Origin of the sequence: Streptomyces sp. PR69, from assembly GCF_026420845.1 — a bacterium.
GTDB lineage: Bacteria > Actinomycetota > Actinomycetes > Streptomycetales > Streptomycetaceae > Streptomyces.
In genome coordinates, this window is sequence record NZ_JAOWCB010000014.1 from 99713 (window position 1) to 113083 (window position 13371).

At 72.9% G+C, this 13371-nt stretch carries 14 protein-coding genes; 12 read left to right on the top strand and 2 right to left on the bottom strand.

The features are described 5' to 3' along the window. Positions 1-39: 39 nt before the first annotated feature. A complete protein-coding gene (locus tag OF819_RS16010) occupies positions 40-1182 on the bottom strand; it encodes an NADH-quinone oxidoreductase subunit D (RefSeq protein ID WP_267244196.1) in 1143 nt (380 codons plus the stop codon). A gap of 127 nt (positions 1183-1309) precedes the next feature. Next, on the bottom strand, positions 1310-2332 hold the full coding sequence (locus OF819_RS16015; RefSeq protein ID WP_267244266.1) for an SAM-dependent methyltransferase: 1023 nt from the start codon (positions 2330-2332) through the stop codon (positions 1310-1312). A 99-nt stretch (positions 2333-2431) separates the two neighbouring features. Between OF819_RS16015 and OF819_RS16020 the strand changes: the two genes are divergently transcribed. The 12 genes from OF819_RS16020 to OF819_RS16075 all read left to right on the top strand — a co-directional run bounded on the left by OF819_RS16020 (position 2432) and on the right by OF819_RS16075 (position 13296). After that, positions 2432-3631: a sensor histidine kinase gene (locus tag OF819_RS16020; protein ID WP_267244197.1), complete on the top strand. Its 1200-nt coding sequence runs from the start codon at positions 2432-2434 to the stop codon at positions 3629-3631. Between the two features lie 153 nt (positions 3632-3784). After that, on the top strand, positions 3785-4462 hold the full coding sequence (locus tag OF819_RS16025) for a response regulator transcription factor (RefSeq protein WP_267244198.1): 678 nt from the start codon (positions 3785-3787) through the stop codon (positions 4460-4462). Positions 4463-4466: 4 nt separating this feature from the next. Then, positions 4467-5090, top strand: coding sequence for an AAA family ATPase (locus tag OF819_RS16030; RefSeq protein ID WP_267244199.1), 624 nt, complete (start codon positions 4467-4469; stop codon positions 5088-5090). 150 nt (positions 5091-5240) lie between these two features. After that, positions 5241-6161, top strand: a complete 921-nt coding sequence (locus tag OF819_RS16035; RefSeq protein ID WP_267244200.1) for a Rossmann-like and DUF2520 domain-containing protein — start codon at positions 5241-5243, stop codon at positions 6159-6161. A 416-nt stretch (positions 6162-6577) separates the two neighbouring features. After that, entirely contained in the window at positions 6578-7609 is a 1032-nt protein-coding gene (gene panC, locus OF819_RS16040) for a pantoate--beta-alanine ligase (protein ID WP_416370551.1), read from the top strand. After that, positions 7606-9408, top strand: coding sequence for an L-aspartate oxidase (locus tag OF819_RS16045; protein WP_267244201.1), 1803 nt, complete (start codon positions 7606-7608; stop codon positions 9406-9408). The genes panC and OF819_RS16045 overlap by 4 nt, the downstream gene beginning before the upstream one ends. A 2-nt stretch (positions 9409-9410) precedes the next feature. Further along, positions 9411-10466 (top strand): carboxylating nicotinate-nucleotide diphosphorylase, encoded by a 1056-nt coding sequence (gene nadC, locus OF819_RS16050; protein ID WP_267244202.1) that lies wholly within the window; start codon positions 9411-9413, stop codon positions 10464-10466. Further along, complete coding sequence (locus OF819_RS16055) at positions 10466-11263, top strand: type III pantothenate kinase (RefSeq protein WP_240134265.1); 798 nt, start codon at positions 10466-10468, stop codon at positions 11261-11263. Before nadC ends, OF819_RS16055 begins: the two co-directional genes overlap by 1 nt. Before the next feature lie 121 nt (positions 11264-11384). After that, complete coding sequence (locus tag OF819_RS16060) at positions 11385-12041, top strand: hypothetical protein (protein ID WP_267244268.1); 657 nt, start codon at positions 11385-11387, stop codon at positions 12039-12041. A 14-nt stretch (positions 12042-12055) separates the two neighbouring features. Continuing rightward, complete coding sequence (locus OF819_RS16065; RefSeq protein WP_267244203.1) at positions 12056-12229, top strand: hypothetical protein; 174 nt, start codon at positions 12056-12058, stop codon at positions 12227-12229. 140 nt (positions 12230-12369) lie between these two features. Further along, positions 12370-12765 (top strand): BlaI/MecI/CopY family transcriptional regulator, encoded by a 396-nt coding sequence (locus OF819_RS16070; RefSeq protein WP_267244204.1) that lies wholly within the window; start codon positions 12370-12372, stop codon positions 12763-12765. Positions 12766-12774: 9 nt separating this feature from the next. Then, positions 12775-13296 (top strand): amino-acid N-acetyltransferase, encoded by a 522-nt coding sequence (locus tag OF819_RS16075; protein ID WP_267244205.1) that lies wholly within the window; start codon positions 12775-12777, stop codon positions 13294-13296. Positions 13297-13371: the final 75 nt, after the last annotated feature.

Below are 13371 nucleotides of genomic sequence, written 5' to 3' on the forward strand. Positions count from 1 at the left end.
GCAAGTCGGCCGCGTGCGGGTGTGTTGCGTGCCGGCGCGCTACTTGTCGATGTCGCCCACGACGAAGAACATCGAGCCCAGGATCGCCACCATGTCCGCCACCAGGGTGTTCGGCAGCAGGACGGCCAGGGCCTGGATGTTGTTGAAGGAAGCCGAGCGGAGCTTGAGGCGATAGGGGGTCTTCTCGCCCTTGGAGACCAGGTAGTAGCCGTTGATGCCGAGCGGGTTCTCGGTCCAGGCGTAGGTGTGGCCCTCGGGGGCCTTGAGGACCTTGGGCAGGCGCTGGTTGACGGGGCCCGGGGGGAGGGCGTCGAGGCGGTCGAGGCAGGCGTCGGCGAGGTCCAGGGAGTTGTGGGTCTGGTCGAGGAGCACCTCGAAGCGGGCCAGGCAGTCGCCGCTGGAGCGGGTGACGACCCGCAGGGTGTCCTGGAGCTCCCCGTACGCCAGATACGGCTCGTCACGCCGCAGGTCGAAGTCGACGCCCGACGCACGGGCGATCGGCCCGCTGACCCCGTACGCGTGCACCGCGTCCGCCGGGAGGACGCCGATGCCGCGGGTGCGGCCGCGGAAGATCTCGTTGCCGAGGACGAGGTTGTCGTACACGTCCATCCGGGAGCGGGCCTGAGCGACCGCGGCGCGGGCGCGGCCGAGCCAGCCGGCCGGCAGGTCCTCCTTCAGGCCCCCGACCCGGTTGAACATGTAGTGCATCCGGCCGCCGGAGATCTCCTCCATCACATGCTGGAGATCTTCGCGCTCGCGGAAGGCGTGGAAGATGGGGGTGATTCCGCCCAGTTCAAGGGGGTACGACCCCAGGAACATCAGATGGTTGAGGACGCGGTTGAGTTCGGCGAGGAGCGTGCGCATCCACACCGCGCGCTCCGGGACCTCCATGCCGAGCATCCGCTCGACGGCCATCACCACGCCCAGCTCGTTGGAGAACGCCGAGAGCCAGTCGTGCCGGTTGGCCAGCATCACGATCTGCCGGTAGTCCCGGGCTTCGAAGAGCTTCTCCGCACCCCGGTGCATATAGCCGATGACCGGCTCCGCGCTGCGGATGCGCTCTCCGTCCAGCACGAGACGGAGGCGGAGCACGCCATGCGTGGAGGGGTGCTGGGGGCCGATGTTCAGCACCATGTCGGTGCTCTCCGCCGCCCCGCCGATGCCGACCGTCGTCTCCGTCATGCGTCAAGTCTCTCAGAGGGGTATGACGTGATCTACGGCACCCGCCGCCGCTCCGCACCCCCCGCCGCCGGTCCGCGTGACGCCCGCGCCGAGCGATCGCGGCGCCCGCGCGGGCGGACCGCGCGGTCTACGGCACCCGCTGGAGCAGCCACAGAAAGCCGCCCAGGCCCCCGGGCGCCGTCAGCTCGGCCGCCTCTCCAGCGCAGGACAGCGCGCGGAGGTACGCCGCCGGGTCGGAGCTCGCCAGCGTCAGGGGCGGCCGCTCGCCGCTGACGCCCAGGCGGCGCAGCGCCTCGCGCTGAGTGATCAGTTCCGCTTGGGGCAGTCCGGGCAGTCCGGGCGGTCCGGGCAGGGCACAGGCGTCCAGCGCCACATGCGCGGTGATGTCGCAGGAGCCGTCCGGGACGGGCCGTACCTCCCTGCCCTCCCGGAATCCGGTCAGACTGCCGAAGGACGGCCGGGAGTCCAGCGTGTGCGCATAGTCCACGGCGACCGCCAGGCCCGCCCTGAGCGTGCCGACCGCCCGCGCCCACGCCTCGTCCCGCGGCCGTCCGATCTCCGCCCGTTCGCCCGGCTCCCGCAGCGGCCACCACCGCTCCAGCCAGCGCGCGTCGGCGGCCCCGAGGGCGTCGGCGACGGGTGCGCCGAGCCGTTCCGCGCCGTCCGCGACGCGGACTTCGACCAGCCGGGCCACCCCGTCCCCGGCCATCTCGGCGACGTCCACCGGCACGTTGTCCAGCCACTCGTTGGCGAAGAGCAGCCCGCTGACCCCCTCCGGCGGCTCCGGGACCCACTCGATACGCGGATCGAGCCCCTCGGGGCGGGCGGCGCGCTCCACCCCGTACGCCCGTACCGGGAAGTCCGGCGGCAGCGCCGCGAGCACCCCGGTCAACAGTTCGCCTCTGCCCGCGCCGACGTCGACGAACGCGGGAACGCCGGCGTCCGGCGGCAGCGACCGCGCCGTGTCGGTCAGCAGCCGCGCCACCGCGGTCGCGAAGAGCCCGGAGGCGTGCACGGAGGTGCGGAAGTGGCCGGCCGGGCCCTCGGGGCGGTGATAGAAGCCACCCGGCCCGTACAGCGCCGTCTCCGTCGCCGCACGCCACCCTCGCCACTCGCCGCCGCCGCCGCTCGCACCGGCCCCGTTGTTCATCACGCGCACCAGTCTCCACCTTGCGGAGTACGGCCCTGTCGCATGTATCGCCCCTCCGGTTGACCCCTGCACCTATCCGGCTTCCCTACGCTGGGTTACGTGCAGCGCCTCTATGACTTCATCCGCAGACACCCGACGGGCGTCGACACCTTCTGGGCTCTCATGCTCCTGGGGTTCTCCGCGCTGTCGGTGTCCGGCACCTCGGCCGGCGGCCTGGACCTGCTCGCCGAAGCCACGGCGGTGCTGCTGCTGTGCCTGGTCGTCGCACTGCGCCGGCGGATGCCGGAGAAGATGCTGCTCCTCGCCGTCGGGGTGGGCGTGGCCCAGCTGGCGCTGGATATCACGATCAACCCGGCCGACTTCGCGATGCTGGTGATCATCTATACGGTCGCCGCGCACGACGGCCCCCGCTGGGCCTCCCGGCTGGCGCTGATCGGCGGTCTCTCCGCCGCCTCGCTCGCCCAGATCCGCTGGCCGGAGCCGGACACGGGGACGTTCAGCCGAGTAGTGATCACGATCATTCTGAGCGTGCCGTTCGCGCTCGCCTGGGTGCTCGGCGACTCGCTGCGCACCCGGCGCGCGTACTTCGCCCAGCTTGAGGAGCGTGCCACCCGGCTGGAGAAGGAGCGCGAGGCGCAGGCCAAGGTAGCGGTCGCGGCGGAGCGCGCCAGGATCGCCCGCGAACTGCACGACGTCGTCGCCCACAACGTCTCCGTGATGGTGGTGCAGGCCGATGGCGCGGCATATGTCCTGGACACCGCCCCCGACCAGGCCAAACAAGCGCTGGAGACCATTTCGACCACCGGCCGCCAGGCGCTCGCGGAGATGCGCAGGCTGCTCGGCGTACTGCGCACCGGGGACGACCCGGAGAGCGGCGAGTATGTCCCGCAGCCCGATGTGCGGCAGATCGAGGAGCTGGTGGAGCAGGTGCGCAACGCGGGCCTGACCGTGGACTTCAAGGTCGAGGGGACGCCGCGGCCGCTGCCCAGCGGAGTGGAGCTCACGGCGTACCGCATCGTGCAGGAGGCGCTGACCAACACCCGTAAGCACGGCGGTCCGGAGGCGGGCGCCAGCGTCCGGCTGGTGTACTTCGACGACGGCCTGGGGCTGCTGGTCGAGGATGACGGCCGCGGCTCGTCCCATGAGCTGTACGAGGACGGCGGGGCCGACGGCAAGGGCCACGGGCTGATCGGCATGCGGGAGCGGGTCGGCATGGTCGGCGGCACGCTGGACGCGGGGCCGCGGCCCGGCGGCGGATTCCGGATCAGTGCGCTGCTTCCGCTCAAGCCCGCCGGATAGCCTGCCCAAGCCCCGTACCGCTCCAAGCCCCGTACCGCTCCCGGCCCCGTACCGCTCCCGGCCCCGTACCCCCGGCCCGGCTCGTCCCGGCACCCGTTCCGTCGGCCGCGCAGCCCGAGCGCCGCCCCGCCCATCCATTGGAGGATTCCGCATATGACGATCCGCGTGATGCTCGTCGACGATCAGGTGCTGCTGCGCACCGGCTTCCGCATGGTCCTCGCCGCCCAGCCGGACATGGAGGTCGTGGCAGAGGCGGGCGACGGGGCCGAGGCGATCGAGCAGCTGCGCTCGACACCGGTGGACGTGGTGCTCATGGACGTACGCATGCCGCGGCTGGACGGTGTGGAGGCGACCCGCCGCATCTGCGCCGAGCCGGACGCGCCGAAGGTGCTCATCCTGACCACCTTCGACCTCGACGAGTACGCCTTCTCCGGGCTGAAGGCGGGCGCCAGCGGCTTTATGCTCAAGGACGTGCCGCCGGGCGAGCTGCTCGGGGCGATCCGCTCCGTCCACAGCGGCGACGCGGTCGTGGCGCCGTCCACCACCCGCCGCCTGCTCGACCGCTTCTCGCCCATGCTGCCCAGCACCGGCAAGGAGCCGCCGCGCAAGGAGCTGCAGAAGCTCACCGACCGGGAGCGCGAGGTGATGATGCTGGTCGCCCAGGGGCTGTCGAACGGCGAGATCGCCGCCCGGCTGGTGCTCTCCGAGGCGACGGTCAAGACCCATGTGGGCCGCATTCTCACCAAGCTGGACCTCAGGGACCGGGTGCAGGTGGTGGTGCTCGCCTATGAGACGGGCCTCGTACGGGCGGGTGGCGGAGGGGCGGCCTGAGGCGATGACCAGGCTGTCCGACGCGACGCTGCTGTGGATCAACGGCCCCTTCGGGGGCGGCAAGACCCAGACCGCGTACGAGCTGCGGCGGAGGCTGCCCGGCAGCGTGGTCTGCGACCCGGAGCATGTCGGCTTCGGCCTGCACCGCATGATGCCGCCCGAGCTGCGGGAGGACTTCCAGGATCTGGCGTCGTGGCGGCAGGGCGTGTACGAGGTGCTGGATCTGACGCTGCGGCAGTACGAGGGCGTGGTCATCGCGCCCATGACGCTGACGGAGCCCGGATACTTTGACGAGATCGTCGGCGGGCTGCGCGACAGCGGCCATGTGGTGCACCACTTCGCGCTGCTCGCGGAGCGCGAGACGGTGCTGCGGCGGCTGACGGAGCGCGGCTGGGGCCGCGGGCTGAAGCGGGACAGTTTCGCGGTGCGGCGGCTCGACCACTGCCTGGAGCGCCTGCACGGGCCCCGGTTCGCGCACCATATCCACACCGACCGGATCGGCGTCCCCCAGGTCGCGGACCGCATCGCGGCGACGGCCGGCCTGCGGCTGCTGCCGAACGACGACAGCCCGCTGCGGCACCGGCTGCGCAAGGCGTGGACAGGGGTGCGGCACATCCGCTTCGACTGATGCGCACCGGCGGTTTCGGTATCCACAGGCTGTGGAATCCCGTGCGCCGTCACGGCCTGTGGACAACGCAAGGGGCAGGGGAAACGCTGGCGTAGCATGACGGGGAATCGTCCGGTACCCGCCGCGGACTGGAACGGAAGGCCCCGCCGCGTGAACCCCACAGCATCACAGGAACCGCTCGACCCACGGGACCGGCCCGCACGGCTCACCGTGGGGGTCGTCGGCGCCGGTCGCGTCGGGCCCGTGCTCGCCGCGTCGCTGCGGCTGGCCGGGCACCGGCCGGTCGCCGTCTCCGGCGTGTCCGACGCCTCCGTGCGCCGCGCCGCCGCCCTGCTGCCCGAGGTGCCGCTGGTGCCGCCCGCGGAGGTGCTCGCGCGGGCCGAGCTGGTGCTGCTGACCGTCCCCGACGACGCGCTGCCGGGCCTCGTCGAGGGGCTCGTCGAGACCGGGGCGGTGCGCCCAGGACAGCTCCTGGTCCATACCTCCGGGCGGTACGGGGCCAAGGTGCTGGACCCTGCCACGCGCGCGGGGGCGCTGCCGCTCGCGCTGCATCCCGCCATGACCTTCACCGGCACCAGCGTCGACGTCCAGCGGCTGGCGGGCTGCTCCTTCGGCGTGACCGCGCCCGAGGAGCTGCGGCTCGCCGCCGAAGCGCTGGTCATCGAGATGGGCGGGGAGCCGGAGTGGATCGCGGAGGAGGCCCGTCCGCTCTACCACGCGGCCCTCGCCCTCGGCGCGAACCACCTCGTCACCCTGGTCGCCCAGTCCATGGAGCTGCTGCGCACCGCCGGGGTGGGGGCGCCGGACCGGATGCTCGGCCCGCTCCTCGGCGCGGCGCTGGACAACGCCCTGCGCTCCGGTGACGCGGCCCTCACCGGGCCGGTGGCCCGCGGCGACGCGGGGACGGTCGCCGCGCACGTCGCGGAGCTGCGCAGGCACGCGCCCGGAGCGGTCGCCGGATACCTCGCCATGGCCCGTACGACCGCCGACCGCGCGCTCGCCCATGGACTGCTCAAGCCGGAGCTGGCCGAGGACCTCCTCGGCGTGCTCGCCGAAGGGGACCCGTCATGAGCCGACCGGAGTCAAGCCGACCCGAGCCGAACGGGCCCGCGGCCGCCGAGTCCGGGGCGCAGTCGGCGAATGCCGGAGCGAGGGCACACCGGTCTTCGACAGCCGGGTGCGAGGTCGCCGGTCCCGGGGCGGCCGAGTCCGCGGCTGCGGGGCCTTCGGCGGCCGAGTCCGGCGTCGCCGGGTCTGCGGTTGCTGGTTCCGGGGCGGACCGGTCTGGGGCGGCCGAGTCCGCGGCTGCCGGTTCCGGGGCGCACCCGTCCGGGGCGGCCTCGTCGGCTGCCGCCGAGTCCGCGGTCGCCGGGTCCGCTGCCGCCGGGTCTTCGGCAGTTGAGCCCGCCGCCAGGGCCGGTCAGGCAGGCCCCCGCCCGTCCGGGGCGGGACCCGCGCTCGTCCGCACCGTGCGCGACCTGCACACGCTGCAAGACGCGCACGCCCGGCGGGCCCGGCACGGGCTGCCGGAGTCCGGGACGGCGGCGGGCCGTGCCGTCGTCATGACCATGGGCGCCCTCCACGAAGGCCACGCTGCCCTCGTCCGCGCCGCGCGCGACCGCGTCGGGCCGGACGGCTCGGTGACCGTCACCGTCTTCGTCAACCCGCTCCAGTTCGGCGCGGGAGAGGACCTCGACCGCTACCCCCGTACTCTCGACGCCGACCTGCGCACCGCCGAGGAGGCGGGCGCGGACATCGTGTTCGCCCCCGCGGTCGACGAGGTCTACCCCGGCGGGGAGCCGCAGGTGCGGATCGCGGCAGGCCCGATGGGCGAGCGCCTCGAAGGGGCGTCCCGGCCCGGCCACTTCGACGGCATGCTGACCGTCGTCGCCAAACTCCTCCACCTCACCCGCCCGGACGTGGCGTTCTTCGGGCAGAAGGACGCCCAGCAGCTGGCGCTCATCCGCCGCATGGTGCGCGATCTGAACTTCCCCGTGGAGATCGTCGGCGCGCCGACCGTCCGCGAGGCCGACGGCCTCGCGCTCTCCAGCCGCAACCGCTATCTCTCGGCCGCCGAGCGCCGCACCGCCCTCGCGCTGTCCCGCGCCCTGTTCGCGGCCCGCGACCGGCTCGCCGCCCAGCAGGCTCTGCACGCGCGCGCGGAGGCCGTCCCGGCCGCGCCCGCCCGGGCGGCCGCGCTGTCCGCGATCGGCGAGGTGCGCGCGGCGGCCGACGCGCACGCGGTGGCGTACGCGGTCCCGCCCGGCGGGGCCGACGCCGTGCGCGCCGCCGCCCGGTCCGTCCTGGACGAGGCCGCCAAAGCCACCCCTCCGCTCGTGCTGGACTATCTGGCCCTCGTCGACCCGGCCGACTTCACGGAGGTCCCCGACGGCCACGAGGGGGAGGCGATCCTCGCGGTCGCCGCCAAGGTCGGCACCACGCGCCTCATCGACAACATCCCCCTCTCTTTCGCCGCCCCGCACCCCCAAGGCCCCTCGACCCCTGGAGCCCTCCAGTGACCGGAATACGGCTGAACGCCCCCGCTCCCGGCTGGGCCATCGAGGCCGACGTCGTCGTCGTGGGCTCCGGCGTCGCGGGCCTGACGGCCGCGCTGCGCTGCGCGGCGGCCGGGCTGAGCACGGTCGTGGTCACCAAGGCCCGGCTCGACGACGGTTCGACCCGATGGGCGCAGGGCGGCATCGCGGCCGCCCTCGGCGAGGGCGACACCCCCGAGCAGCACCTCGACGACACCCTCGTCGCGGGCGCTGGCCTGTGCGACGAGGAAGCGGTGCGCACGCTGGTCACCGAGGGGCCCGACGCCGTCCGCCGGCTGATCGCCTCCGGCGCGCGCTTCGACACCTCCGCCTCCGGCGAGATAGAGCTCACCCGCGAGGGCGGCCACCACCGCCGCCGCATCGCCCATGCGGGCGGCGACGCGACCGGCGCGGAGATCTCCCGCGCCCTCGTCGACGCGGTGCGCGACGCGGGCCTCCGCACGGTCGAGAACGCCCTGGTGCTGGATCTGCTGCTGGACGCGGAGGGCCGCACCGCGGGCATCACCCTCCACGTCATGGGCGAGGGCCAGCACGACGGCGTGGGCGCGGTGCACGCCCCGTACGTCGTCCTGGCCACCGGCGGCATGGGCCAGGTCTTCTCCGCCACCACCAACCCCGCCGTCTCCACCGGCGACGGTGTGGCGCTCGCGCTGCGCGCCGGGGCGGAGATCTCCGATCTGGAGTTCGTCCAGTTCCACCCGACCGTCCTCTACCTGGGGCCGGACTCCGAGGGCCAGCAGCCGCTGGTGTCGGAGGCGGTACGCGGCGAGGGCGCGCACCTTGTCGACGCCGACGGCGTCCGCTTCATGGCAGGGCAGCATGAACTGGCCGAGCTGGCCCCCCGCGACATCGTCGCCAAGGGCATCATGCGCCGCATGCGGGAACAGGGCGCGACGCATATGTACCTGGACGCACGCCACTTCGGCGCAGCGATGTGGGAACAGCGCTTCCCCACGATCCTGGCCGCCTGCCGCGGCCATGGCGTCGACCCGGTCACCGAGCCGATTCCCGTCGCCCCGGCCGCCCACTACGCCTCCGGCGGGGTGCGCACCGATCTGCACGGCCGGACCACCGTGCCCGGCCTGTACGCGTGCGGGGAGGTCGCCTGCACCGGCGTGCACGGCGCGAACCGCCTCGCCTCCAACTCCCTCCTCGAAGGCCTGGTCTTCGCCGAGCGGATCGCGGAGTCCATCGCCGCGGAGCGCGCCGCGACACCCGCCGTGGCACCCGCCGCGACACCCGCTGCGACACCCGCCGTACGGCCCGTACGGCCCGTACGGCGCTGGCCTGCCGAGATCGCCGAACCGTCTCTGCTGCCCCTGATCGCGCCCGAGGTCCGCGCCGAGATCCAGCGCATCATGTCCCACGGCGCGGGCGTGCTGCGCTCCGCCGCGAGCCTGGCCGGGGCGGTGCGGGAGCTGGAGGCCGTCCACACGAACGCCGTGCTGGCGCAGCAGGGCGCTCCGAGCGGCGCCGGCGCCCTCGGCGGCAAGTCCGCCGAGCCCGGCGTCGAATCCTGGGAGACGTCCAATCTGCTGTGCGTGGCGCGGGTGCTGGCGACCGCCGCGCTGGAGCGCGCCGAGACACGCGGCTGCCACTGGCGGGACGACCGCCCCGGGCGGGACGACGAGACCTGGCGCCGCCACCTCGTCGTACGCCTCGCTCCCGACCGCAGCCTGGTCGTCACCCGCACCGAGGGCACCGCCTTCCCCCCGACCGTCCCCGCAGCCCCCACCGTCACCCCAGCCCCCAGGGAGCGATAGCCGTGAGCAGCAGCAGTACGCCGACGCCGGAAGAACGTCCGCACCCGGAGCCGGTGGACGTACCCCTGATCCACATCGGCGCCGCCGCCGACCCCGGCGAGGCCGGCGGCGGATGCGGCGACGGCTGCGGCTGCGCGTCCGGGGACGCCGGTTCCGAGCTGTACGAGTGCGGGCTCGACCCCGCCCTGGCCCAGCTCCTGGCGGACGCCGGGCTCGACCCCGTCCAGGTCGAGGACATCGCACATCTCGCCATCGCCGAGGACCTGGACGGCGGCGTCGACGTCACCACCGTCTCCACCGTTCCCGAGGACGCCGTCGCCACCGCCGACTTCACCGCCCGCGAGGCCGGGACCGTCGCCGGGCTGCGCATCGCCGAGGCCGTGCTGTCCATCGTGTGCACCGAGTCCTTCGAGGTGGAGCGGCACGCCGAGGACGGCGAGCGCGTCGAGGCGGGCCGGAAGCTGCTGTCCGTCACCGCGCGCACCCGCGATCTGCTCACCGGCGAGCGCAGCGCCCTCAACATCCTGTGCCGCCTGTCCGGCATCGCGACCGCCACGCGCGCGTGGGCGGATCTGCTGGAGGGCACCGGGGCGCGGGTGCGCGACACCCGCAAGACCACGCCGGGCCTGCGCGCCCTGGAGAAGTACGCGGTGCGCTGCGGGGGCGGCGTCAACCACCGTATGTCGCTGGCCGACGCGGCGCTGGTCAAGGACAACCACGTGGTCGCGGCGGGCGGGGTCGCGCAGGCGTTCAAGGCGGTGCGCGAGCGGTTCCCGGACGTCCCCATCGAGGTCGAGGTGGACACGCTGCACCAGTTCCGCGAGGTGCTGGACGCGGGCGCGGATCTGATCCTGCTGGACAACTTCACCCCCGCCGAGACCGCCGAGGCCGTGGCCCTCAACCACGGGCGCGCCGCGCTGGAGTCCTCCGGCCGCCTCACCCTCGACAACGCGCGCGCGTACGCGGAGACCGGCGTCGACTATCTGGCGGTCGGCGCCCTCACCCACTCCTCGCCGATCCTCGACATCGGCCTCGACCTGCGTGAGGCTGACCGCTGATGCTGCTCACCATCGATGTCGGCAACACCCACACGGTGCTCGGCCTCTTCGACGGCGACGACATCGTCGAGCACTGGCGCATCTCCACCGACTCCCGCCGCACCGCCGACGAACTCGCCGTGCTGCTGCAGGGCCTGATGGGCATGCACCCGTTGCTCGGCGAAGAGCTGGGCGACGGCATCGAGGGCATCGCGATCTGCTCCACCGTTCCCTCGGTGCTGCACGAACTGCGCGAGGTCACCCGCCGCTACTACGGCGACGTCCCGGCGGTCCTCGTCGAGCCCGGCATCAAGACCGGTGTGCCGATTCTGATGGACAACCCCAAGGAGGTCGGCGCGGACCGCATCATCAACGCGGTCGCGGCGGTGGAGCTGTACGGGGGGCCCGCGATCGTCGTCGACTTCGGGACGGCCACGACGTTCGACGCCGTGAGCGCGCGAGGCGAGTACGCGGGCGGGGTGATCGCCCCCGGCATCGAGATCTCGGTCGAGGCCCTCGGCGTCAAGGGCGCCCAGCTCCGCAAGATCGAGCTGGCCCGCCCGCGCAGCGTGATCGGCAAGAACACGGTCGAGGCGATGCAGGCGGGCATCGTCTACGGCTTCGCGGGCCAGGTCGACGGCGTCGTCGGCCGTATGCGCCGGGAGCTGGCCGCGGACCCCGACGACGTGACGGTCATCGCCACGGGCGGGCTGGCGCCGATGGTCCTCGGCGAGTCCTCCGCCATCGACGAACACGAGCCCTGGCTCACCCTGATCGGCCTCCGCCTGGTCTACGCCCGCAACGTCTCCCGCCTCTGACCGGGGGCGGAGCCCCCGGTCAACAGGAGCCCGGCACGCCCGGCCGCGCCAATTAAGCGGATTTTGTCTGATTAGCTCGTATCGTCGGTTCATGCCCACGCCATACGGATCCCGCGGCGGCATGGCCTTCGGCTCCGACGAGCTACGTGTGCTCCGACGCGCCCTCGCCATCGCCCTCCATCCCGTCTCCCTCGACGACGAGGACGTGCAGGACTGTCTGCGGCTGGCCGAATCCGTGGACGAGGCGGTCCGCGAGGCCGGCAGGATGCGTGACTTCCTCCTCGCCGACCTCGCCCGCTACCGCGCGGCCCTCCCCGGCTCCGCGGCCGGCTATCTGGAGCTCCTCCAGGACGCGCTGGCCGCCGGATACGACCCTCGCCCCGAGGATCTGGCCGGGCTGCGCGGCCTGGCCGGCCGGCCGTCCGCGGCGGCTCTCCTGGACCTCTGCCAGGCGCTCGCCGAGCAGTCCGTACGGGCCCGTCTGGCGCATCGCACGGCCCAGGCCACGGCTGCCGCCGCCATCGCGCCCGCGGTCGCGGCCACCACCGCCGCCACCGCCACCGCCCCGGCCGCCCGCCCCGACCGCCGCGCGCATCTGCTCGCGCTTCCCGGCGGACGCGCGGCCGCCGGGGACAAGAAGCCCAAGCCGCAGCCGCAGACCCAGCCCCGCCCCAAACCCACGCCGCAGCCCGGCGAGCGCCCGGTCCCCAAGCCGTCCGAGGTGTTTCCGCCGCGCCGCCGTCCCACGCCCCCGCCCGCGCAGCGCGCCGCCGGATAGCTACTCTGGGAGCCATGGACTACGTATCCGCGCTCCTGCCGCCCGTGGTGATGGCCGTCTTCTTCACCGCGCTGGTCGTGACGATCGTCAAGAGCCAGGGCGGCCCCAACAAGGCCAAGGAAGACGCGGCCGTGGACGCGGCGCTCGCCCGCGCCGAGTCCGCCCGTCAGCCCGGCGGCGCCGACTGAGCTGCCGCTGGCCCGCCCGCGGGCGTCCGAGCAGCCCAGGATGTACGGCCGACACTCGGCCGTACATCCTTTTTGTCCCATTTGTCATGACTGTTAGGTCAATGGCCTGACATTCCGACATCTCCCACTATGGTGGCGATGTGCCCCGTCAATTGGGAGACCTTGAAGACGCCGTCATGACGCGGATCTGGCAATGGAACCGTCCGGTCACCGTCCGGGAAGTCCTGGAAGACCTTCAGCAGGAACGGTCCATCGCCTACACCACGGTCATGACCGTAATGGACAATCTCCATCAGAAGGGCTGGCTGCGCAGGGAAGTCGAGGGCCGCGCCTATCGATATACCGCCGTCTCCACCCGTGCCGCCTACTCCGCCGCACTGATGAACGAAGCATGGTCCCAGAGCGACAACGCCGCGGCCGCTCTTGTCGCCTTCTTCGGCATGATGTCTCCCGAGCAGCGCGAAGCCCTGCAGGCCGCGCTGCGCATCGTTCAGGGCGACGAGCCCGCCCACGGCGCGGATGCGCAGGAGCGATAGCGTCGGGGCATGTCATATGACCCGGCAAATGCCATCACCGTCCGGCGGGCCCGGACCAGCGATGTGCCGGCCGTGCGCCGGCTCGTCGATCCGTACGTTCGTGAAGGCATCCTGCTCGACAAAGCGACCGTCACGCTTTACGAGTCCATCCAGGAGTTCTGGGTAGCGGAACGCGACGCGGACGCCGCCGTCGTCGGCTGCGGGGCGCTGCACGTCATGTGGGAAGACCTCGCGGAAGTCCGCACACTCGCCGTGGACCCCGGCCACAAGGGGCACGGCATCGGCCATCAGGTGCTCGACAAGCTGCTGCGAACCGCCCGCTGGCTCGGAGTGCGGCGGGTATTCTGTCTCACCTTCGAAGTGGACTTCTTCGGCAAGCACGGCTTCGTCGAGATCGGCGATGCGCCGGTCGACGGAGATGTCTACAGCGAGCTGCTGCGTTCCTATGATGAGGGTGTCGCCGAGTTCCTCGGGCTCGAACGAGTGAAGCCGAACACCTTGGGCAACAGCCGCATGCTTCTGCATCTGTGATCGCCCCGCCGGAAGCGGTGCGACTCGGAACCCTATGTCCGAATCGCGTATGTTTCCCGCGTTCCCCGGGTTCTG

Coding starts and splice junctions, on each gene's coding strand:
- OF819_RS16010 (WP_267244196.1), bottom strand. CDS start 1,182: ATGACGGAGACGACGGTCGGCATCGGCGGGGCGGCGGAGAGCACCGAC.
- OF819_RS16015 (WP_267244266.1), bottom strand. CDS start 2,332: ATGAACAACGGGGCCGGTGCGAGCGGCGGCGGCGGCGAGTGGCGAGGG.
- OF819_RS16025 (WP_267244198.1), top strand. CDS start 3,785: ATGACGATCCGCGTGATGCTCGTCGACGATCAGGTGCTGCTGCGCACC.
- OF819_RS16030 (WP_267244199.1), top strand. CDS start 4,467: ATGACCAGGCTGTCCGACGCGACGCTGCTGTGGATCAACGGCCCCTTC.
- OF819_RS16055 (WP_240134265.1), top strand. CDS start 10,466: ATGCTGCTCACCATCGATGTCGGCAACACCCACACGGTGCTCGGCCTC.
- OF819_RS16060 (WP_267244268.1), top strand. CDS start 11,385: ATGGCCTTCGGCTCCGACGAGCTACGTGTGCTCCGACGCGCCCTCGCC.
- OF819_RS16065 (WP_267244203.1), top strand. CDS start 12,056: ATGGACTACGTATCCGCGCTCCTGCCGCCCGTGGTGATGGCCGTCTTC.
- OF819_RS16075 (WP_267244205.1), top strand. CDS start 12,775: ATGTCATATGACCCGGCAAATGCCATCACCGTCCGGCGGGCCCGGACC.